This window comes from Nonomuraea sp. NEAU-A123 (genome assembly GCF_018603905.1).
Taxonomy (GTDB): domain Bacteria; phylum Actinomycetota; class Actinomycetes; order Streptosporangiales; family Streptosporangiaceae; genus Nonomuraea.
The window spans coordinates 307,407-326,552 of sequence record NZ_JAHFZZ010000011.1 but is presented as its reverse complement, the minus strand read 5'-3'; the positions used below and the strand labels follow the sequence as shown (position 1 = coordinate 326,552).

15 protein-coding genes are annotated in these 19,146 nt (G+C 70.3%); 6 read left to right on the top strand and 9 right to left on the bottom strand.

Annotation, left to right across the window (positions count from 1 at the left end):
* Positions 1–52 precede the first annotated feature (52 nt).
* Positions 53–697 carry a TetR/AcrR family transcriptional regulator gene (locus KLK06_RS33205; protein ID WP_214639022.1) on the bottom strand — a complete coding sequence of 215 codons (645 nt, stop codon included), beginning with the start codon at positions 695–697 and terminating at the stop codon, positions 53–55.
* A 2-nt stretch (positions 698–699) separates the two neighbouring features.
* Positions 700–1,920 carry a cytochrome P450 gene (locus KLK06_RS33200; protein WP_374197157.1) on the bottom strand — a complete coding sequence of 407 codons (1,221 nt, stop codon included), beginning with the start codon at positions 1,918–1,920 and terminating at the stop codon, positions 700–702.
* 122 nt (positions 1,921–2,042) lie between these two features.
* On the opposite strand from KLK06_RS33200, the gene KLK06_RS33195 reads away from it, so the two are divergent.
* Positions 2,043–3,494, top strand: coding sequence for an MFS transporter (locus tag KLK06_RS33195; RefSeq protein WP_214638913.1), 1,452 nt, complete (start codon positions 2,043–2,045; stop codon positions 3,492–3,494).
* A 1-nt stretch (position 3,495) separates the two neighbouring features.
* On the opposite strand, the gene KLK06_RS33190 is transcribed toward KLK06_RS33195, so the two are convergent.
* The 4 genes from KLK06_RS33190 to KLK06_RS33175 are packed head-to-tail and all read right to left on the bottom strand — an operon-like array spanning position 3,496 to position 7,918.
* Positions 3,496–4,260 (bottom strand): carbohydrate ABC transporter permease, encoded by a 765-nt coding sequence (locus tag KLK06_RS33190; RefSeq protein ID WP_374197161.1) that lies wholly within the window; start codon positions 4,258–4,260, stop codon positions 3,496–3,498.
* 53 nt (positions 4,261–4,313) lie between these two features.
* Positions 4,314–5,276: a carbohydrate ABC transporter permease gene (locus tag KLK06_RS33185; RefSeq protein WP_214638914.1), complete on the bottom strand. Its 963-nt coding sequence runs from the start codon at positions 5,274–5,276 to the stop codon at positions 4,314–4,316.
* The gene (locus KLK06_RS33180; protein ID WP_214639546.1) at positions 5,266–6,594 is read right to left on the bottom strand and encodes an ABC transporter substrate-binding protein; all 1,329 of its coding nucleotides are present in this window, start codon (positions 6,592–6,594) and stop codon (positions 5,266–5,268) included. The genes KLK06_RS33185 and KLK06_RS33180 overlap by 11 nt, the downstream gene beginning before the upstream one ends.
* A gap of 55 nt (positions 6,595–6,649) precedes the next feature.
* Complete coding sequence (locus tag KLK06_RS33175) at positions 6,650–7,918, bottom strand: ROK family transcriptional regulator (protein WP_214638915.1); 1,269 nt, start codon at positions 7,916–7,918, stop codon at positions 6,650–6,652.
* A gap of 87 nt (positions 7,919–8,005) precedes the next feature.
* On the opposite strand from KLK06_RS33175, the gene KLK06_RS33170 reads away from it, so the two are divergent.
* The 5 genes from KLK06_RS33170 to KLK06_RS33150 all read left to right on the top strand — a co-directional run bounded on the left by KLK06_RS33170 (position 8,006) and on the right by KLK06_RS33150 (position 14,368).
* Entirely contained in the window at positions 8,006–10,162 is a 2,157-nt protein-coding gene (locus KLK06_RS33170; protein WP_214638916.1) for an alpha-N-acetylglucosaminidase, read from the top strand.
* 8 nt (positions 10,163–10,170) lie between these two features.
* A complete protein-coding gene (locus tag KLK06_RS33165) occupies positions 10,171–11,067 on the top strand; it encodes an N-acetylmuramic acid 6-phosphate etherase (protein WP_214638917.1) in 897 nt (298 codons plus the stop codon).
* Positions 11,068–12,063, top strand: a complete 996-nt coding sequence (locus KLK06_RS33160) for an N-acetylglucosamine kinase (RefSeq protein WP_214638918.1) — start codon at positions 11,068–11,070, stop codon at positions 12,061–12,063.
* Between the two features lie 72 nt (positions 12,064–12,135).
* Positions 12,136–12,513, top strand: a complete 378-nt coding sequence (locus tag KLK06_RS33155; RefSeq protein ID WP_214638919.1) for a hypothetical protein — start codon at positions 12,136–12,138, stop codon at positions 12,511–12,513.
* Positions 12,506–14,368 carry an ABC transporter ATP-binding protein gene (locus tag KLK06_RS33150; RefSeq protein ID WP_214638920.1) on the top strand — a complete coding sequence of 621 codons (1,863 nt, stop codon included), beginning with the start codon at positions 12,506–12,508 and terminating at the stop codon, positions 14,366–14,368. Before KLK06_RS33155 ends, KLK06_RS33150 begins: the two co-directional genes overlap by 8 nt.
* A 217-nt stretch (positions 14,369–14,585) precedes the next feature.
* Here KLK06_RS33150 and KLK06_RS33145 read toward each other — a convergent pair whose 3' ends face one another.
* The 3 genes from KLK06_RS33145 to KLK06_RS33135 form a co-directional block, all read right to left on the bottom strand.
* Positions 14,586–15,122 carry a GtrA family protein gene (locus tag KLK06_RS33145; RefSeq protein WP_250906254.1) on the bottom strand — a complete coding sequence of 179 codons (537 nt, stop codon included), beginning with the start codon at positions 15,120–15,122 and terminating at the stop codon, positions 14,586–14,588.
* Between the two features lie 425 nt (positions 15,123–15,547).
* On the bottom strand, positions 15,548–17,122 hold the full coding sequence (locus KLK06_RS33140; RefSeq protein ID WP_214638921.1) for a hydantoinase B/oxoprolinase family protein: 1,575 nt from the start codon (positions 17,120–17,122) through the stop codon (positions 15,548–15,550).
* On the bottom strand, positions 17,119–19,143 hold the full coding sequence (locus tag KLK06_RS33135) for a hydantoinase/oxoprolinase family protein (protein WP_214638922.1): 2,025 nt from the start codon (positions 19,141–19,143) through the stop codon (positions 17,119–17,121). Before KLK06_RS33135 ends, KLK06_RS33140 begins: the two co-directional genes overlap by 4 nt.
* Between the last annotated feature and the right edge of the window lie 3 nt (positions 19,144–19,146).

The window sequence follows — 19,146 nt, the reverse complement described above, 5'->3', positions numbered from 1 at the left end:
GGTCTCGCCCGGCGTGAGTGCGCGGTTGACCTTCATCGAGACTTCCTCCTCTTCACGGCGTGACCGGTGCCAGCCACAGCCCGACGATGGCGTCGATCAACCCGGTCGCGGCGTCGTGCCAGCTCGATCGGGGTGTGGGGGTGCCCTCGGCCAGGGCGCGCTCGCGCTCGGCGCACACGTGCACCATGAGCTGACGGGCCATGTCATGGCGCTCGACCCGCACGGCGACCGGCAGCTCGGGCAGGCACCGGTTGAGCCCGTCGAGGATCTGGAGCAGCGCGCGCGAGCTGAGAGCCTCCTCGATCATGATCTCGCGGAAGGCGGGGTCGGTCATCACCTGGGCGCCGAACCGGGCGAACCAGGTGGGGTTGCCCAGGGCGGCCAGGTGCTCGGCGCTCGGGCGTACCAGGCAGGCCACCCAGTCCCGTACGTCCGAGCTGTCGCCGATCTCGGCCAGCATCCGCGTACGCACCCGCTCGATCCGCTCGGCGTGTTTGCGCACGATGGCGCGGACGAGATCGGTCTTCGTGCCGAAGTGATAGCCGACCGCGGTGTTGTTCCCCTGCCCCGCGGCCTCGCTGACCTGACGGTTGGACACCGCCATCACCCCGTGCTCGGCGAACAGCCGCTCCGCCGCCGTCAGGATCGACTCCCGGGTCGCGCCGGCCCGATCGGCCCGGACGGTCCGGCCGGCCACGCTCACCACCGCACCGGGACTTCGCTCAACCCGCCGACGGCGAGTCCTTCGACCCGCCGCAGGTCCGCCACCGGGACGGCGAGTTCCAGGGAGGGGAGCCGGCGCAGCAGCACCTCGAGCACCGCCTGCAACTCGGTGCGGGCCAGCGCCTGTCCCAGACACGAGTGCGCCCCGGCGCCGAAGGCCAGGTGGAGGTTCGGGCTGCGGCCGAGGTCCATGTCGTCGGCGCCCTCGAACGCGTTCTCGTCGCGGTTGGCCGCGGCCATGCTGCACACCACGGTCGTCCCGCCCGGCAGCACGGTCCCGGCGACCTCCATGTCCTCACCGAGGTAGCGCGGCATGCCGAACCCCGCGTTGGCGTCGAACCGCAGCGCCTCTTCCACCGCCGTGCGCACGAGCGACCGGTCCGCCAGCACTCGCTCCCAGCGGCTCCGGTCGGCCAGCAGCATCGCCACCATCTTGCCGATCATGTTCGCCGTGGTCTCGTGCCCGGCGACCAGCAGACCCATGCCGGTGGCCACCAGGGTCGCGTCGGACAGCCGCCCGCCGTCGGCGTCGGTGTTCGTGATGAGCTCGCTGAGCAGGTCCTCGCCCGGTTCGGCGCGCTTGGCGATGATGTGGGCGGCCATGTACTGGACGAACTCGGCCTGCGCCGTGTCGATCTGCGCCTGCGTGTAGCGGGTCAAGTTGAGCAGCGTGTCAGACCAGTACGCGAACTGGTCGCGGTCCGAGTCCGGCACCCCGAGCAGATCGCAGATCACCCACACCGGCAGCGGGAAGCCCAGGCTCGCCTTGAGATCCGCCGGCTGACCCCGCTCGAGCATGTCGTCGATGAGCCGCTCGGCCATCGCCTCCATCCCCGGCCGCAGCGCGGCCATGCGCTTGACGGTGAACCACTTGCTGATCATCCGCCGCCAGCGCTGGTGCGCCTCACCGGACTGCGGTATCGCCGTCGCCATCTCGCTGTTGAAGACGCCACCCGACTCGCTGTCGGAGATCCGGGCCGCGTCGTCCATGTGCGTCGGCCGGGTGAACCGCGGGTCGGACAGCACCCGCTTGACGTCCTCGTAGCGCGTCACCAGCGACGCCTCGTCGCCGCTGGGCAGCGTCACCCGCGCCACGGGGCACTTCTGCTGGAGCCGCGCCCATTCCGCCGGCGGCTCCAGCGCCGCGTCACTGGGAATCGGGTAGATCAGGACTTGCTCGCCGTCACCTTGGCTCACCACGACCTCCTCCGAACCGACGGTCAGTTCGTGGTCAGTAAACCCGTACTGTTAGATTAAGTCAAGCGACTGATTTAAGTCCTGTCGAGTCGTCCCCAACTCTTCTGACGGAGGCTTCACCCATGCCCGCTGTCCCCGCTCACGCCCGGGCATCCGGCCCGCCGCAGGCGAACACCGTCGTGGTGGTGCTCGCCCTCGCCGGGATCGTGGTCTCGCTGATGCAGACCCTGGTGATCCCGCTGATCCCCCAGCTCCCGAGGCTCTTGAGCGCCCCGGCCGCTGACACAACCTGGGCGATCACCGCCACGCTGCTCGCCGGCGCCGTCGCGACGCCGACGGTGGGACGGCTGGGCGACATGTACGGCAAGCGACGCATGCTGCTGATCAGCCTGGTCCTGCTGGTGACCGGCTCGGTCGTCTGCGCTCTCGCCGGCACGTTGACGCCCATGGTCGTCGGACGGACGCTGCAGGGCCTGGCCGCCGGTGTCATTCCGCTCGGCATCAGCATCATGCGCGACGAACTACCCGCCGAGCGCCTCGGCTCGGCGACCGCGCTGATGAGCGCCTCGCTGGGCGTGGGCGGCGCGCTCGGCCTGCCCGCGGCCGCCTTCCTGGCCGAACGCACCGACTGGCACGTGCTGTTCTGGACGGCGGCGGCCCTCGGCGCCCTCGCCACCGTGCTCGTGCTGACTCTCGTGCCGGAGTCCAGCGTGCGTACCGGAGGCCGCTTCGACCTGGTGGGCGCGGCGGGACTGTCGATCGCGCTGGTGTGCCTGCTGCTGGCGATCTCCCAGGGCGCCGGCTGGGGCTGGACCAGCGCCCTGACCATCGGCCTGTTCGGCGCGGCGGTCGTCGCGCTGGCGCTGTGGGGCTGGTGGGAGCTCCGGAACAGGCAGCCGCTGGTGGACCTGCGCACCACCGCGCGCCGTCAGGTGCTGCTCACCAACCTCGCCTCCGCCGTGTTCGGCTTCGCGATGTTCGCGATGTCCCTGGTGCTCCCGCAACTCCTGCAGATCCCGAAGGCCACCGGCTACGGGCTGGGAGAGTCGATGCTGACCGTGGGCCTGGTGATGGGCCCCTCCGGCCTGGTGATGATGGCCATGGCCCCGCTGTCCGCGCGGATCTCGAAGGCCAGGGGCCCCAAGGTGACCTTGATGTGCGGTGCGCTCGTGGTCGCCGCCGGCTATGGCCTGAGCATCGCGCTGATGTCCGCCATCTGGCACCTGGTGCTCGTCTCCGCGGTGATCGGGGCCGGGATCGGACTCGCGTACGGCGCCATGCCCGCGCTCGTCATGGCGGCCGTGCCCGTGTCGGAGACGGCCGCCGCCAACAGCCTCAACACGCTGATGCGGGCCATCGGCACCTCGATCTCCAGCGCGGTCTCCGGCGTGGTCCTGGCCCAGATGACCATCACGCTCGGCTCGGTCACCCTCCCGTCCCAGAACGGCTTCCGCCTGGTCATGGCCATCGGCGCGGGCGCCGCGCTCGTCGCTCTCGCCTTCGCGGCCTTCCTGCCCGGCCGGCGCCCGGCTTCCGCCACACCGACCACGCACCCCGCCGCCGCGCGGGTCTGATCTAGCCCTTGATCGCGCCCTGGGTGATGCCGTTGACGAAGCTGCGCTGGAAGATGAGGTAGACGACCACGATCGGGGTGATGACGATCAGGCCGGCCGCCGACAGCAACGGGATGTCGGTCGAGTACTGGCCGACGAAGAGTCCCAGACCGCCCGGGGCGGTGCGCCGCTCCGGGTCCTGCATCATGACCAGCACCAGCAGGAACTGGTTCCACGACCACATGAAGTACAGGACCGACAGGGTGGTGATCGCCGGCCACGAGATCGGCAGCAGCACCCGCGCCAGCACGACGATGTCCCGGGCGCCGTCGATGCGCGCCGCCTCGACGAGCTCGTCGGGGATGTTGGAGAAGTGCGAGCGCATCCAGTACACGCCGAACGGCATGAACAGCGCCACCTCGGCGAGGATGATGCCGAGGTAGGAGTTGGTGAGGCCGACCTCACGCAGGTTGAAGTAGAGCGCCACGACGATGAGCTCGATCGGCAGCGTGAGTCCCAGCACGAAGCCGGCCGTCACCGTCTTGTGGCCCCAGACCTTCAGGACCGTCAGCCCGTATCCGGCCAGCGTGGCCAGCACCAGCGCGAGCGGCACCACGCACACCGAGATCAGCACGCTCGACCGCATGAGGGCGGTGAAGTTGCCGCGCTCCCAGGCCAGCGCCAGGGTCTGCCACGACCAGTGCTCAGGGATGCTCAGCCCGTTGAGCTGCGCGCCCGGCGGATGCAGGGCGGCCAGGATGATGCCGGCGAACGGCAGCAGTACCATGACCGCCAACAGGACAAGTACGCCATACCGGATGCTGACCCCGCCGCGCATGCTCAACTCTCATCCCTGGTGAAGTATCGGATGGCGCTGACCACGGCGATCACCAGCACGGTCAGCACGACCGCCAGCGCGCTCGCGCCGCCGATGTCGCCCTCGTTGAAGGCCAGCCGGTAGACCAGCAGGGCGGGCACGTTGGTCTGACCCGCCGGGCCGCCGTTCGTCGTGGTGAAGACGAGGTCGAAGCTGGCCAGCGCGGCGATCGTGGTGATGACGCCGGCGATCGTGATCTCCTTGCGCACCCCGGGCAGGGTGACGTGGAGGAACTGCCGCCACGAGTTCGCGCCGTCGAGCGTCGCCGCTTCGTACAGAGACGGGTCGATCTTCTGCGCGCCGGCCAGGAAGAGCATCATGCACAGCCCGCTCATCGCCCAGGTCCCGATGAACCCGAGCGCGACCAGCGCCAGTTGGTAGTCGCCCAGCCAGGCCCGGGTGATCCCGCCCAGCCCCACCAGGTCCAGGAGCTGGTTGACGACGCCGGTGTCGCTGTAGAGCCAGCGCCAGGTGATGCCGACGGCCACCAGCGGCAGCACCTGGGGAAGGAAGAAGACGATCCGGAAGAACGTCATCCCGCGCCGCACCTTGCCCATCAGCAGGGCCGTCATGAACAGCCCGACGCAGATGGGGATGAACGAAAAGAAGACGATCAGCACGAGGCTATGCAGAATGGCCTCGTACAGCGCCGAATCCCGAAAAATCTTGATGTAGTTGTCCAGGCCCGCCGAGGTCGCCGGCAGGATGCCGTCCCAGTTCAGGAAGGACAGGCGCAACGTGTTCAGCGCCGGCCAGATGGCGAAACCCAGATACACGGCGAGCGCGGGAAACACGTAGAGCCAGCCGCGGGCCCGTCCGCCGCGCCAGTGGGGGCGGCGGACGCGCCTGCTGCCGGCCGCCCGCTCCCCGCCGCGGGCCGAGGTGGCCCGCGGCGGGGAGATGGACGTGGTCAGATCACGAGCCATGGTGTCCGTCCCACGACTCCTGCAAGGAGCGCAGGAAGTCGTCAGCGGTCATCTTCTTGCTGATGAGGCCCTGGACACCAGGGGTCAGCTTGTCGATCATGCCGGGGGAGGCGTAGTCGGGGAACGGGACGATCCCGTTGTTCTGCGCCACCGGCGTGAAGGCCTTGGCGATGTCGCCGCGCAGGCCCGTCGCGCCCAGCTCGGCCTTGGTGTCGACCGGCATGAACCCGCCGTCGAACTCGATCTTCGCCGCCTCCGGCGAGCTCAGGAAGTCCAGGAACGCCGCGGCGACGTTCGGGTACTTCGACTTGGCCGAGATGGCGTACGCCACGCTCGCCCCCGAGGCGACGTTCAACGGCGTGGTCGACTCCGAGGGCATGAGGAAGAAGCCGACGTTCTCCTTCATTTCGGTCTCCAGCGTCGTGGCTGCCCAGTTGCCGGTCACCAGGAACGCGCTCTTGCCCTTGGAGAAGTTCGCCAGCGCGTCGGCGTCGGCCGTGGCGTTCGCCGACTCGGGGAAGTATCCCTTGTCCGCCCAGTCCATCAGCATCTTGGTGGCCTTCTGCGCGCCCGGGTTCTCGATCGTCCCGCCCGGCTCGCCGTACACCCAGGACCGGTAGGCCTTCACGTCACCGGTGACGTTGAGCAGCGCGTTCCACAGGTGGAACCCGCCCACCTGGAGCGCGCCGAGGCTCAGCGGGGTCTGCCCGGCGCCCTTCACCTTCGCCAGCGCGGCCTCGAACTCGCCGAGCGTCTTCGGCACGTCCTTGACACCCGCCTTGGAGAGGATCTCCTTGTTGTAGTAGACGCCCACCACCGACAGCGCGCCGGGCGCGGCGTACAGGCCGCCGGTCCCGAACCGCTTGGCCGCCTTGTCCGAGCTGAGCACCTCCAGGCTGGCCGGCGGGAACTTGCCGTCCCAGCCGTACGCCTTGGACCACGGGCCCAGGTCCAGGATCAGCCCGGCCGGCACCAGGGAGTTCATCGCGCCGGGGTTGTACTGCGCGATGTCCGGCGCCGAGTCGGACGACATCGACAGCTTGATCGACTTGACGTAGTCGTTGAACGGCGTCATCTGCGGCTTGATGGTGACGTTCGGATGGAGCTTGGTGAAGGCGTCCACCAGCGTCTTGGTGGGCGGATCATTGCTGTAGGCCAGGGTCAGCGTGACCGGGTCGCTGGGGACGGTCGTCGATACGTCGACCTTCTTCGCGGTGGCCGGAGCGGTCGTGCCGCCGGTGCCCGCGCAGGCCGTCAGGGTGAGTGTCGCCGCGGTGCCGAGCGCCACGAGCGCCTGCCACCGACCTGGTGTTGTCATGTGCATGACCTTTCGCCTATCTCTGATATCCGCGTCGCCGATATCCGGGGGGTCTTCAACGAGTCTCCTGACGGCCGCTGCGCACCAGGTCGAACCTGGTGCGCTCGAGCTCGTCCAGCGAGTGGCGCAGGGCCCCATGGACGACGGCGTCGTCCTGGAGCGTCGAGACCTCCAGGGCCGGTTGGTCCAGAGGCTGTTCGGACAGGTGCCGCCGGACCGCGGCGAGCAGCGTCTCGCCGCATCTGGCCAGGGGCCCGCCGATGACCACGAGCCGTGGATCGAGGATCGCCCGGATCGCCGCGACGCCTTTGGCGAAGCGGCGGGCGACCACGTCGATCACGTCCAGGGCGGACGGTGTGCCGTCGACGACGGCGTCCAGCACGGCGTCGAACGCCCGCTCCCCCGCGGCCTCGATCCGGGCCCGGAAGGCGTCGTCGCCGTCGCGTTCGGCCGCCACCCTGGCCAGGCGGACGATCTCCTCGCCGCCCACCCAGTCCTCGAACGGGCCGAGGCCGTGCGGATGGCGGGGCTCGGGCGGGGTGGCCGCGAACAGGTCCAGGAAGCCGACGTCGCCGGCGTCGTTGGAGGCGCCTCGATAGAGCTCGCCGTTCAGCACGATCCCGGCGCCGACGCGTTCGCCCCAGTGGACCATCACCAGTGAGTCCTCGCGCCGCTCCGCGCCTCGCCAGCGCTCGCCCTGGGTGGCCAGCTTGACGTCGTTGTCCAGGTAGATCGGGCAGCCGAGTGCGTCCTTCATCCGGCGCGCGAGGATGTCGCCGGTCAGGCCGGGCATGCTCGGGATGAGCCTGATGATCCCGGTCGCCGGGTCGACGATGCCGGGGGTGCCCACCGAGGCGAACCAGAGGTCGCCGGTCGTGATGCCCGCCGAGTCGAGCGTGCGCGCCACCGTGGACAGGAGTGTCTCCACCACCTGCTCGCCGCTCGAAACCACCTGCTCGCCGCTCGAACCGCCGCCGAGCTGCACCGCGTCGGTCGCGATGACCGTACCGGCGAGGTCCGACACCGCCATCCGCAGGTCCTGCGGGCTGATCGAGAGGCCGAGCACGTAGCCGGCCTCCGCCCGGAACCGTACGAGCTGCGCGGGCCGTCCCGCCCTGCTGGAGTCGCGATCAAGCGAGCCGAACTCGACGAGACCCTCCGCGACCAGCGCGTTGAGCGAGCGCGTGACCGCCTGCCGCGACAGCCCTACCGCCTTGGCCAGCGCGGACACGCTCATGCTGGTCTCGGTCCGCAGCCGCCGCAGGATGGCGCCGGCGTTGACCTCCCGCATGAACTGCGTGCCAACCGCGACCACCTGCTCCATGACTCTCCCCTGGTGTCGACTTGCCGGTACGGTAGCATAATAATTATGGACCGTACGGAACTAATTCGTCGAGGGGCGTGACCTGCGATGTCATCCGGTGATCCCGAGCAGGCACCACCGTGGGCGGACACCGTCCGCGGCCTGGCTCATCGTGTTCTCGGACCGGTGGCCGAGTCGATCCGGTTCGTCACGCGCGACGGCGCGGGGCGCGGCTACGAGTACGAGGCGAGGGACGGCGCGCTCACCGTCGCCGCGACGGATGGTGTGAGCGCGTCCGTCGCTCTCCATCACTATCTGCGGGAACGCTGCGGTCTGTCCGTGGGCTGGGACACCGTGCTGCCGCTGAGGCTGACGTCCCTTACGGACAGCCCGCCCCGGCGGGGCGCGGCCCGGGTCCAGGACGGCTACTACTTCAATTTCTGCACGTTCAGTTACACGATGCCCTACTGGGACTGGGCCGACTGGGAGCGCGAGATCGACTGGATGGCCCTGCACGGCATCACCATGCCGCTCGCCATCACCGGCCACGAGGCCGTGCTGCACGCCGCCTACTCCCTGCTCGATCTCGACGACCAGACCATCCGCGGCTTTCTGGGCGGCCCAGGCTACCTGCCGTTCCAGTTCATGGGCTGCCTGGACGGCTTCGCCGGTCCGCTCTCCGCGTCCTGGATCGAGCGCCATCGCGAGCTCGGGGCGCGCGTCCTCGACCGCGAGCGCGCCTTCGGCATGACGCCCATCCTTCCGGCCTTCACCGGGCACGTCCCGCCCGAGATCGCCGGGTCGGCGCGAGCGAGCCGCCGCGACTGGCAGGGCTTCGAGACCTGGGTCCTCGACCCGGCCGACCCGCTCTACGAGCGGCTGAGCGCCGAGATCACCCGTACGCAGATCAAGTTCTTCGGCACCGATCACCGGTACGCCGCCGATCCGTTCATCGAGATGATCCCGGTCGACGCCGACCCGGCCTTCCCCGGAGCCGTGGCGGCGGCGACGCTGGCCGGTCTGCGGGCCGCCGATCCGGACGCGGTCTGGGTCATGCAGGCCTGGCCGTTCTCCTACCAGCGGGACTTCTGGACCGACGACCGCGTCACCGCCTTTCTCGACGCGATTCCGGATGACCGGATGCTCATCGCGGACCTGTGGGCGGAGTACGACCCGCTGTGGCAGCGCTTCGAGCAGTTCGCCGGCAAGCCCTGGCTCTGGTGCGCGCTGCTCAACTTCGGCGGCCGCACCGATCCGGTCGCCGACCTGCGCGGAGTCCCGGCCTCGGTCGACACCGCCCTGGCGGCGCCGAACCCGCCCGCCGGCCTCGGCCTGTCGATGGAGGCCACCCGCAACAACCCCGTCTTCTTCGAGCTGGTGGCCGACCAGATCTGGAACCAGGTCACCGACCTCGACGCCTGGCTCGACGCCTTCGTGACCCAGCGCTATGGCAGGGGCACGGCCGCACTGCGGACCGCCTGGCACGGGCTCCTGAACTCCGTCTACGACCCCCGAGGCCGGCGGATCTACCCCGCGCAGTTCAACGGCATCCTCACCGCCAAGCCCTCCTACACGGGGATGGAGCGGGCACGCGCCGACGTCACCCAGGCCCTCTGGTACGAGCCGGCCGTGCTGGCGGAGGCCTGGGAACGGCTGATCGAGGTGGCCGAGCACGACCGCGACCTGGCGGACGGCCCGCTGGGGCACGATCTCGCCGAGGTGGGGATCGCGTTCATGGCCAGGGTCGCCGACCGCTACTACCTCGACGCCGTGGAGCAGTCGGTGTCGCGCGGTACGCCTGACCTGCCGGAGATCGCCCGGTTCCTGCGCGTCTTCGAAGACCTCGACCGGATGCTGGCCACCCGGCCCGAGTACACCTTCCAGCACTGGGAGTCCAAGGCCCTGTCGTGGGCCGCCGACCCGGCCGACCGAGACGTCCTGCTGGACAACGCCCGCCGCATCATCACGGTGTGGGGCTCCACGGACAGTCCCCTGCTCGACGACTACGCGGGACGCCATTGGAGCGGGCTCGTCGGCGGCTACTACCGCGATCGCTGGGAGTTGTGGGCGCGCGGCCTCGACCGCGCGCTCGCCACGCCCGGCGCCGCCCCCGAGGCGGATCTCCAGGAACAGCTCCGTGAACGGGCCGAGACCTTCCTGCGGGAAGGGCCGGCGCCCGCGCCGGCGGACCTGGGCGACCTCGCCACCGAGTCACGCCGGCTGTTCACCGCCTACGCGGCCCAGACTTCAGAAAACGATCGATGAGGAGAACGATGCCCCAGGTGGTACCGCCGACCGAGCGCCGGAATCCACGCACCGCCGACATCGACACCCTGGAGTCCCGTGAGGTGCTCCGGCTGCTCCAGGAGGAGGACGCCCGGGCGGTCGAGGCCGTCGGCGCGGCCATCGACCCGCTCGCCCGGGCGGTGGACGAAGCACATCTCCGCCTGAGCCGGGGCGGAACGGTGCACTACTTCGGCGCCGGCGCGTCGGGGCGGCTGGCGGTGCTGGACGCCACCGAGATCACCCCGACCTTCGGGGTGGCGCGTGAGCTGTTCACCGCCCACTTCGCCGGTGGGCCCGCCGCCGTCGCCGACTCGTCCGTCGATCGCGAGGACTCCGAGGCGCTGGGCGCCGCCGACGCCGCGATCCTCGACGAGACCAGCGTGGCGATCGGGATCACGGCGTCCGGGTCGACTCCGTACGTGGCCGGCGCGCTCCGCGTGGCCCGGTCCGCCGGCGCTCTCACGGTGCTGGTCACCTGCGACCCGGACGCCCCGCTCCGCGAGCTGGCCGAGATCACCGTCGTCGCCGCCACCGGGCCGGAGGCGCTGACCGGCTCCACCCGGCTCAAGGCGGGCACGGCGACGAAGGTGATCCTCAACTCGTTCTCGACGGCTCTCATGATCAAGGCCGGCCGGACGTACGGGAACCTCATGGTCGGGCTGGTCGCCACCAACGGCAAGCTCGGCGAGCGCGCGGTGCGGCTGCTCGTCGAGGCGACAGGCGAGGACGAGGCGAGCTGCCGCGCGGTCCTGACCGACGCGGGCGGGAACATCCCGCAGGCTCTCGTACGGCTGCTCACCGGCTGCTCCCCCGAACAGGCGCGGACCGCGCTGGAACAGCACCCGGGCGTCCGGGCGGCCGTCGCCGCACTGGGCGGGCGCTAGATGAGCTTCGCGGGCGTCGACGTCGGCGGTGGCGGGATCAGGGTACGGATCGAGGCCGGCGGGTCGAGCGCGGCCGGGGACGACGCGTCTCCGGTACCGCGTGAGGAGGGCAGGGTCGACCTCGATCGGCTCGCGATACGGATCACCCGGGTCATCGAGGAGGCCGTACGCGACCTGGAGATCGACCGGTTCGCCGGCATGGCGATCGGCACGACCGGGCTGCCCGGCCTGGTCCGGGACCCGAGCACGCTCTGGCACGCGCTGCGCGATCGGTTCGGCCTGGGCGCGCTCGTGGTCACCGGCGACATGGTGACCACGCACGTCGGCGCGCTCGGCTTCCAGCCCGGAGTCGTCGTCGCCGCGGGCACGGGCGTCATCACCCTCGGCACCGACCTGGCCGGCGTCTGGAACCAGTCCGACGGGTGGGGATACCTGCTCGGCGACCACGGCGGCGGCGCCTGGATCGGAATGCGGGGCCTGCACGCGGCGCTGCGCGCGCATGACGGCCGGGTCGGCGGATCGGCCGCTCTTCTCAAGCACCTGACGGCCCGCTTCGGGCACCCCTCGGAGCTGGTGGCGCTGGTCTACGCCTCGGGGTCGGCGGCCCACCACTTCGCCTCGTTCGCGCCGTACGTCGGCGAGGCGGCACGCGACGGGGACCCGGTGGCCCGGCAGATCTGGACCGAGGCCGGCCGGCAGCTCGGCCAGACCGCGGTGGCCGCCGCGTCCGGACTCGAACCGGTCTTCTCCTGGGGCGGCCGCCTCTTCGACGCCGCGGACCTGCTGATGGAGCCCTTCCAGAACACGGTCCGGACCCTGCTCCCCGACGCTCGCTTCAGGCCACCGCGAGGGACCTCGGCCGATGGCGCGCTCGCCCTGGCCCGAGCCGCCGCCGACGGATCGGTACGGCCGCACCACCCCTACGTCTACGTCTTCACCGAGGCGGAGACGGGCAGCCCTCAGCCGATCGGTGGATCGGCTCAGCCGTCCGGCTGATCGGGCGGTTCAGCCGTCGAGTCATGAGAACGGCCGATGCGCGGGCGGGCGGGGCGTTGCGACGCTGAAGGCATGCGCCATCCCACGAACTCCCCGCCTTCGCGCGCGACAGCCGATGAGGACCTGAACCATCCGCGCAGCCTGACGGCGTTCCGCGGCATGAAGGTCCTCGTCGGCTGCTATTTCGTCCTCAGCGTGCTCACCCTCGTGGCCGCCTACCTGCTGCGCGACGACCCCGGGATGGTGAACGACACGGTCTGGGTCCGCGGCGTGATCGTCACCGTCACCTCGTCGCTGATGTTCGCCTTCGTGGTCGGCACGGCCCGCAGCCGTCGCCGCCGGCGGAGGAACCACCACCCCACTAGGAGTCCTGCTACTGCGCCGATTCCCCCAGGCCGCCTCGCGCACGGAAACTGTCAGTGTCCGAGCGCACACTGTGCGTATGTCTGATGAGCCTCTCGAACTCGGCGAGATCTCCGTCGCCGACTGGCATGCCCACACCGACAAGATGGCGGAGGTCAGCTTCCTGACCATCGCCCGCCGACTGCCCTCGCTCGTGCGCCAGGCGATGCGCATGGCGTGGGGAGCCAGCCCGCGCGACGCCCTGGCCACCATCTCGCTCAACCTGCTCGGCGGGGTGTTCACCGCGTTCGGGCTGCTGGCCACCACCGGCGTGCTCGCCGCCCTGTTCAGCCAGGGGCCCACACCCGACCGCGTGACGGCCGCGCTGCCCAGCCTCGCCCTGGTCGCCACCGCCGCCGCGCTGCGCACCGCCATGCAGGCAGGCGCCGGCTGGGCGCAATCCCGCCTCACCCCCCAGATCTCCCGGCTCACCGAGGAGCGGCTCTACGGCCTGACCAGCCGCGTCGACCTGGTCGCCTACGACGACCCCGACTTCCACGACTCCCTCGAACGCGCCAACATGCGGGGCGTGGCGGTGGCCGACTCGGTGGTGACCTCGGCCATCGACGTGGTGACCGCCGCGGTCGGCATCACGGCCGTGGCCGGCGTCCTCGGCGTACTCCACCCGGTGCTGCTGCCGCTGCTCCTGCTGGCCGTGCTGCCCGACGCCTGGGCCGCGATCCGTAGCGCGCGGATGCGCTACATGACGATGCACGCGCTCATCCCGGCCCGCCGCCGTAAGTGGATCATCGCCGAGCTGCTGGCCGATCGCGAGTCCGCCGCGGAGGTCCGCTCGTTCACGATGCGCGGCTTCCTGCTGCGCATGTACGACGCGGTGGCCAAGGCCGAGCAGGACGTCCTGCTGCGGCTGGCAAGACGGGAGACGGTGGCGCGGCTCGTGGGCGAGTCCTTCGGCGGCCTGGGCACCGGCCTGGTCTATGTCGCGCTCGGCATCCTGCTGGCCATCGCCGCGATCCCGCTCGCCGTGGCGGGCACCGCCGTCCTGGCGATCAGATCCGCCCAGCAGTCCCTGAGCAACCTGATGTACGCCACCAACCGCCTCTACGAGCAGGGCCTCTACTTCACCGACTTCCTGGAGTTCTGTGCCGACGCCGAACGCCGCCTCCCCGGCCCCCGCCCGCTCACGGCCCCCGAAGCCTTCCAACGCATCATCGCCGACGCCGTGACCTTCACCTACCCGGGCGCCGACGAGCCCGCCCTCTGCGACGTGTCCATCGAGATCAAACGCGGGGAGATCGTCGCCTTCGTCGGCGAGAACGGCTCGGGCAAGACCACCCTCGCCAAGATCCTGGCCGGCCTGTACGAGCCCGACAGCGGCACCGTCTCCTGGGACGAGACCAACCTCAAAGAGGTCAGCCCCGATGACCTCCGCCTGCGCACCGCGGTCATCGCGCAGGACCACACCCGCTGGCCGCTCACCGCCCGCTACAACATCACCATGGGCACCGACAAAGGCGATGCCGCCCTGCACTCGGCCGCCGAGGTGGCCGGTGCCGACGAGGTCGTCGCCGACCTCCCGCTCGGCTACCGCACCCTGCTCGACCGGCGCTTCAAGGACGGCCACGAGCTGTCGGGCGGCCAGTGGCAGCGCATCGCGGTCGCCCGTGGCTTCCACCGCGACGCGGCCCTGCTCATCTGCGACGAACCCACGGCCGCCCTCGACGCCCGCGCCGAACACGCCCTGTTCGAACGCATCCGCGGCCACTCCGACGGACGCACGGTCCTGCTGATCACCCACCGGCTGGCCAGCGTCCGCTACGCCGACCGCATCTACGTCCTGGAGCACGGCAAGGTGACAGAGCAGGGCAACCACGCCACCCTCATGTCCTTGGACGGCCTGTACGCCGACCTCTACACCCTCCAAGCCAGCGCATACCAATAGCCGCCTCCCCTACCGCCGGGCTCGGTCGATACCCCGGGCCCGCGCGGCTGATCATGAGCTTTGATAACGTTCCGCGATGTCGGACTTACGGGACTTTTGCGAGCCGTGGAGTGGGACATGCCGTAGATCCGTACGCTCCGGATACGGCAGGACAGGGCGAGGCGCTTGGCGAACGGCCGGAGGCGTCAGCAAGCCAGAGTGGGCGGATTCGCTGCCATCAAGCCGCCTCGTCCGCGGGATCGGGAGTGGGAGCCAGCCGCACACGGCCGGACTGGGCCTTCTCATCGGGAAAGACCCACTTCCGGAGCGCCCAGAAGCGGAAGACCATGGCGATCAGCGTGCCGATGATCTGCGCGCTCACGAAATCGGCGATCTCCTGGGCCACCAGGCTCACGTCCGGGATCTCCAGGCGGAATGCGTACCGGGAGATCCATAGCGGCGCGGAGCTGAGCACCAGACCGACGCCACTGACCAGGAAGAACAGCGCCGCCTCGTGACGGCGCTCGCGGCCGCCCCTGGTCCGGAACGACCATTCGCGATTCAACACGTAGGACACGATCGTCGCCACGAGCACCGCGATGACCTTCGCGGTCACCGGCTTCGGTTCCAAAATGGTCAGCTTCAGCCCATAGAACACCGTGTTGTCCACTAAGAACGTTGTTCCACCCACCACCGCGAACTTCAGCAGTTCACGGTGCTTCAGCGCAAGCGCGTGCAGCGGTTCCGGTAATCTCGCGAGTACTGCGTTTGCCATTCGGAGCACCCCCGATCTTCTCACCAGCCACACACACTCATGGCCAGATGGTGAGGCTGCTGAGGGACCGTGACGCTACGTATCCAGAACCCGAAAACCCGGTGCGCATCAATCCCGGATTTCGGGTGTTTCCGCAGCAGTGAATGCTCACGCAAGCGCGAACCCTGCATCCCCTACCGCCGGGCTCGGTCGATACCCCGGGCCCGCGCGGCTTCCGGCGCCCTTGCCGTAGGCGAGGCGATGCGGACTGCCGCGAAAACACCCTCTGATCTGCTCATACACTGACGGCCAGTGCGTGGTGCACAGGCAGCACCGCGCGTCGATGCGCGGTGCACAGCCGAACAGGAAGGGGGCGGTCCTATGGTGCGCGGCACTGAGCCGCCCACGCCTGATCAAGCGGCCGTCCCGCGCCCCGGAGACCGGACTCAACCAGGCATGCCGTACCCGCCGCCACCCCCGGACTCGCACCGCAGCACGTCACCGGCCCGCACCGGCAGGGCGTTGACCTTCAGTACCTCCCGCTCGCCCGCCGTACCCGGGTTCAACGTCACCCGTGGCGGCACACCCGCGTGGCCACCGGCCAGCCCCCACGCCGGAGTGACCGAGCGTTCGAACCACAACGACAGCGAGGTCGGGCCGAGGAACTCGTACTCGCGCACCACCCCGTCGCCGCCACGCCAGCGACCGGCGCCGCCGGAGCCGGGGCGGAGCTCATACCGGTGCACCCGCACCGGGAAGAGCGTCTCCAGCACCTCGATCGGCATGTCACGCAGGTCGCCGTTGACGCTGTTGATCAGCGCGCTCTCGCCGTCGCCACCGTCCCAGGCACCCCACCCACCGACGGTGGCCTCCTGGGAGACGTACAGCTTGCCGGTACGCGGGTCGGTGCCGGAGAACTGCACGATCATCGAGTCGCCGTACGAGGCGGCGGCCGCCTTGCCCGGCAGCACCCCGGCCAGGGCCTTGACCACCAGATCGATCAGCAGCCCCAGATGGGAGTAGTAGTACTGGCAGGCGGCCGGGGACCGGGCGGCCAGCATCGACCCCGGCCGGGTGATCACCCGCAGCGGACGGAAGGAGCCGCCGTTCAGCGGCACCTCGCCGGAGACCAGCAGCTTGAAGGCCACGCGGGCGGCCGCCACCGCCTGCGCAGCGCCGCAGTTGACCGGCCCCTCCGCCTGATCAGCACAGTCGCTCAGATCAACCGACATATCCGACCCGGCGACGGTCACCGTGACGTTCACCGGCAGCGGCACATCCAGCGAAATGCCGTCGTTGTCGAGGAATCCTCCGGCGCTGTAGACGCCGTCGGGAATGGCGGTGATGGCCTCCCGCTCCAGCCGCTCGGTCTGCACGAAGATCTCATCCCGCGCCGCCATGACCGTCTCCAGCCCCCAGCGCAACACGATCTCGGCCAGCCGCCGCTGCCCGGTCATCGCGCACGCCACCTGCGCCCGCATGTCGCCCAGCGTGGCGTGCGGGAAACGCGTGTTACGCGCGATCACCTCGTGCAGGTCACGGCACGGCCGGCCACCGGCGTAGATCTTCACCGGACCCAGCCTGAGCCCCTCCTGGAAGATGGAGGTGGAGTCCATCGACCCGCCCGGATCCTTCGACCCCACATCCAGCCAGTGCGCCCGCGACGCCGCGAAACCCGCCAACGCGCCGTCAACGAAGATCGGCCCGTACACCGTGACGTCGTTGAGATGGGTGCCGCCGATATAGGAGTCGTTGAGCACCCACACGTCTCCTTCCTGCCACACCTGCCTGCCGTACAGCGCCTCCGTCTCGCGCGTGCACACCTCCAGGTTGCCCAGGAAGATCGGCAACCCCGACGACTGGCCCAGCACGTTGTGGTCGCGGTCCAGCAACGCCACCGCGCAGTCCTTGGCCTCGTAGATCACCGGCGTGTACGACGAGCGGATCAACGTCGCGTTCATGTCCTCGGCCGCCTGCAGCAACGCGCAGCGAATGATCTCTGTCGTGACCGGGTCGATCATGGCGCCACCTTGATGATGAGGAATCCGAACTCGTCCACCGAAGCCACGCAGCCTGGCGGGATGACCGTGGTGGCCGTCTCCTCCACCACGATCGCCGGGCCCGCCAGCTCGCCGGCCAGCGCCGACCGGCGTACCACCGGCGTCCCGTGCGTCACCCCGTCGAAAACGACCTGCCGCGTCACCGCCGCCCGCTCCTCCACCTCTGGCGACGCGGCCGCCAGGCGGGGAAAGGTGCCCAGCCCCGTCGAGCGCAGCATCACGACCTCCACCGGCGCCTCCGGCGTGGCATGCCCGTAGCGGGCGGTGTGCGCCTGGGCGAACCGCGCGGCGACGCGCGGCAGAAAGTCCGGCGCCGCGGACTCGTCGGCGCCTTCCAGTGGGATGGTGAGGGTGTAGTCCTGACCTTCGTACCGCATGTCCACGGCGTGCTCCACGCGCCGCCGTGCCGTCGGGACCCCCTGGGCCGCCAGTTCCGCCAGCGCGGAGGCCTCCAGCGCGGCGAGCGCCGTCGCCATCGCCGGTCCGTCCAGCGACTCCTGGCCGCGGAAATGCGGCTCGGTCAGATCCCGCCGCACGTCGGCCTCCAGCATGCCCCAGGCGGAGAACGCGCCGGGGAAGCGTGGCACGACCACCTCGCCGATGCCCAGCTCCCGCGCGATGAACACCGCGTGCATCGCGCCCGCTCCGCCGAAGGCCAGCAGCGCGAACTCGCGCGGCTCGATCCCGTGGTCCACGGTGATCGTCCGGATCGCCTGCGCCATCTTGGCATTGGCCACCTGGCAGATGCCCTCGGCCAGCCGCACCGGCTCCATCCCCAGTTGCCCGGCCAGCGCGGCCACGGCCCGGTGCGCCGCCTCCACGTCCAGGCTCATCAGCCCGCCGGCGAACCACTCCGGATCCACCCGCCCCAGCACCACGTTGGCGTCGGTCACCGTCGGCTGGGTACCGCCGCGCCCGTAGCAGGCCGGGCCGGGCACCGCGCCGGCTGACTGCGGGCCTACCCGCAGCGCCCCCGCCTCGGCATAGGCCAGCGATCCGCCGCCCGCGCCGATCGTGTGCAGGTTCACCAGCGGCATCAGCACCGGGAAACCCTCGATCGAGGCCTCGCTGGTGATGTCGGGCCGGCCGTCCATCACCAGGGAGACGTCGAACGAGGTGCCGCCCATGTCCACGCAGATCGCATTGCGGCGACCACCCAGCAGCCGGGCCAGCGCCACCCCGCCCATCGTGCCACCGACCGGCCCAGACAGCAGCGTCTGCAACGGCCGGCGCATCGCGTGCGAAGCGTTGACCAGCCCACCGGAAGACTGCATGACGTGCACCGGCACGCCAAGTCCCCGCTCGGCGAACCGTCGTTCGATGCCGGCCAGATACCGGCGCACCGCCGGACCGGTGTAGGCCTCCAGCACCGCGCTGGAGGTCCGCTCGTACTCCCGCCATTCCCGGGCCGCCTCGTGGCTGAGCACTACCAGCACCCGTTCACCCAGCTCCTCGCGGAGGATCTCCGCCGCGCGCACCTCGTGCTCGGGGTTGGCGTAGGAGAACAGCAGGCACACCGCCACCGCGTCGAAGCCCTCGGCCAACGCCCGCCGCGCGGCCCCCCGTACCGCCTGCTCGTCCAGCGCGGTCAGCTCACCGCCCCGCCAGTCCAGCCGGCCGCCGACCTCCACGATGTGCTCGCGCGGCACCAGCGGCACCGGCTTGCGATACCGCAGGTCGAACATGCGCGTGCGGTTGCCACGCGCGATGTGGTAGGCGTGCCCGGCTCCCTGGCCGGCCAGCAGCAGCACCTTGGCGCCCTTGCGTTCCAGCAGCGCGTTCAGCCCTTGTGTGGTGCCGTGTACGAAAAAGGAGATCTCAGTGAGGTCGGCCACCACCGATCCCAGCGCGGCGAACACCCCCTCAGCCAGATCCCCGGGCGTGCTGGGCGCCTTCGACGCGACTACCGCGCCGGTCCGCTCGTCGTAGCAGACCACATCCGTGAAGGTGCCGCCAATGTCCATCGCGACCCGATACGTCATGGC

Coding starts and splice junctions, on each gene's coding strand:
- KLK06_RS33195 (WP_214638913.1), top strand. CDS start 2,043: ATGCCCGCTGTCCCCGCTCACGCCCGGGCATCCGGCCCGCCGCAGGCG.
- KLK06_RS33190 (WP_374197161.1), bottom strand. CDS start 4,260: ATGGTACTGCTGCCGTTCGCCGGCATCATCCTGGCCGCCCTGCATCCG.
- KLK06_RS33185 (WP_214638914.1), bottom strand. CDS start 5,276: ATGGCTCGTGATCTGACCACGTCCATCTCCCCGCCGCGGGCCACCTCG.
- KLK06_RS33180 (WP_214639546.1), bottom strand. CDS start 6,594: ATGACAACACCAGGTCGGTGGCAGGCGCTCGTGGCGCTCGGCACCGCG.
- KLK06_RS33175 (WP_214638915.1), bottom strand. CDS start 7,918: ATGGAGCAGGTGGTCGCGGTTGGCACGCAGTTCATGCGGGAGGTCAAC.
- KLK06_RS33170 (WP_214638916.1), top strand. CDS start 8,006: ATGTCATCCGGTGATCCCGAGCAGGCACCACCGTGGGCGGACACCGTC.
- KLK06_RS33165 (WP_214638917.1), top strand. CDS start 10,171: ATGCCCCAGGTGGTACCGCCGACCGAGCGCCGGAATCCACGCACCGCC.
- KLK06_RS33160 (WP_214638918.1), top strand. CDS start 11,068: ATGAGCTTCGCGGGCGTCGACGTCGGCGGTGGCGGGATCAGGGTACGG.
- KLK06_RS33155 (WP_214638919.1), top strand. CDS start 12,136: ATGCGCCATCCCACGAACTCCCCGCCTTCGCGCGCGACAGCCGATGAG.
- KLK06_RS33150 (WP_214638920.1), top strand. CDS start 12,506: ATGTCTGATGAGCCTCTCGAACTCGGCGAGATCTCCGTCGCCGACTGG.
- KLK06_RS33145 (WP_250906254.1), bottom strand. CDS start 15,122: ATGGCAAACGCAGTACTCGCGAGATTACCGGAACCGCTGCACGCGCTT.
- KLK06_RS33140 (WP_214638921.1), bottom strand. CDS start 17,122: ATGATCGACCCGGTCACGACAGAGATCATTCGCTGCGCGTTGCTGCAG.
- KLK06_RS33135 (WP_214638922.1), bottom strand. CDS start 19,143: ATGACGTATCGGGTCGCGATGGACATTGGCGGCACCTTCACGGATGTG.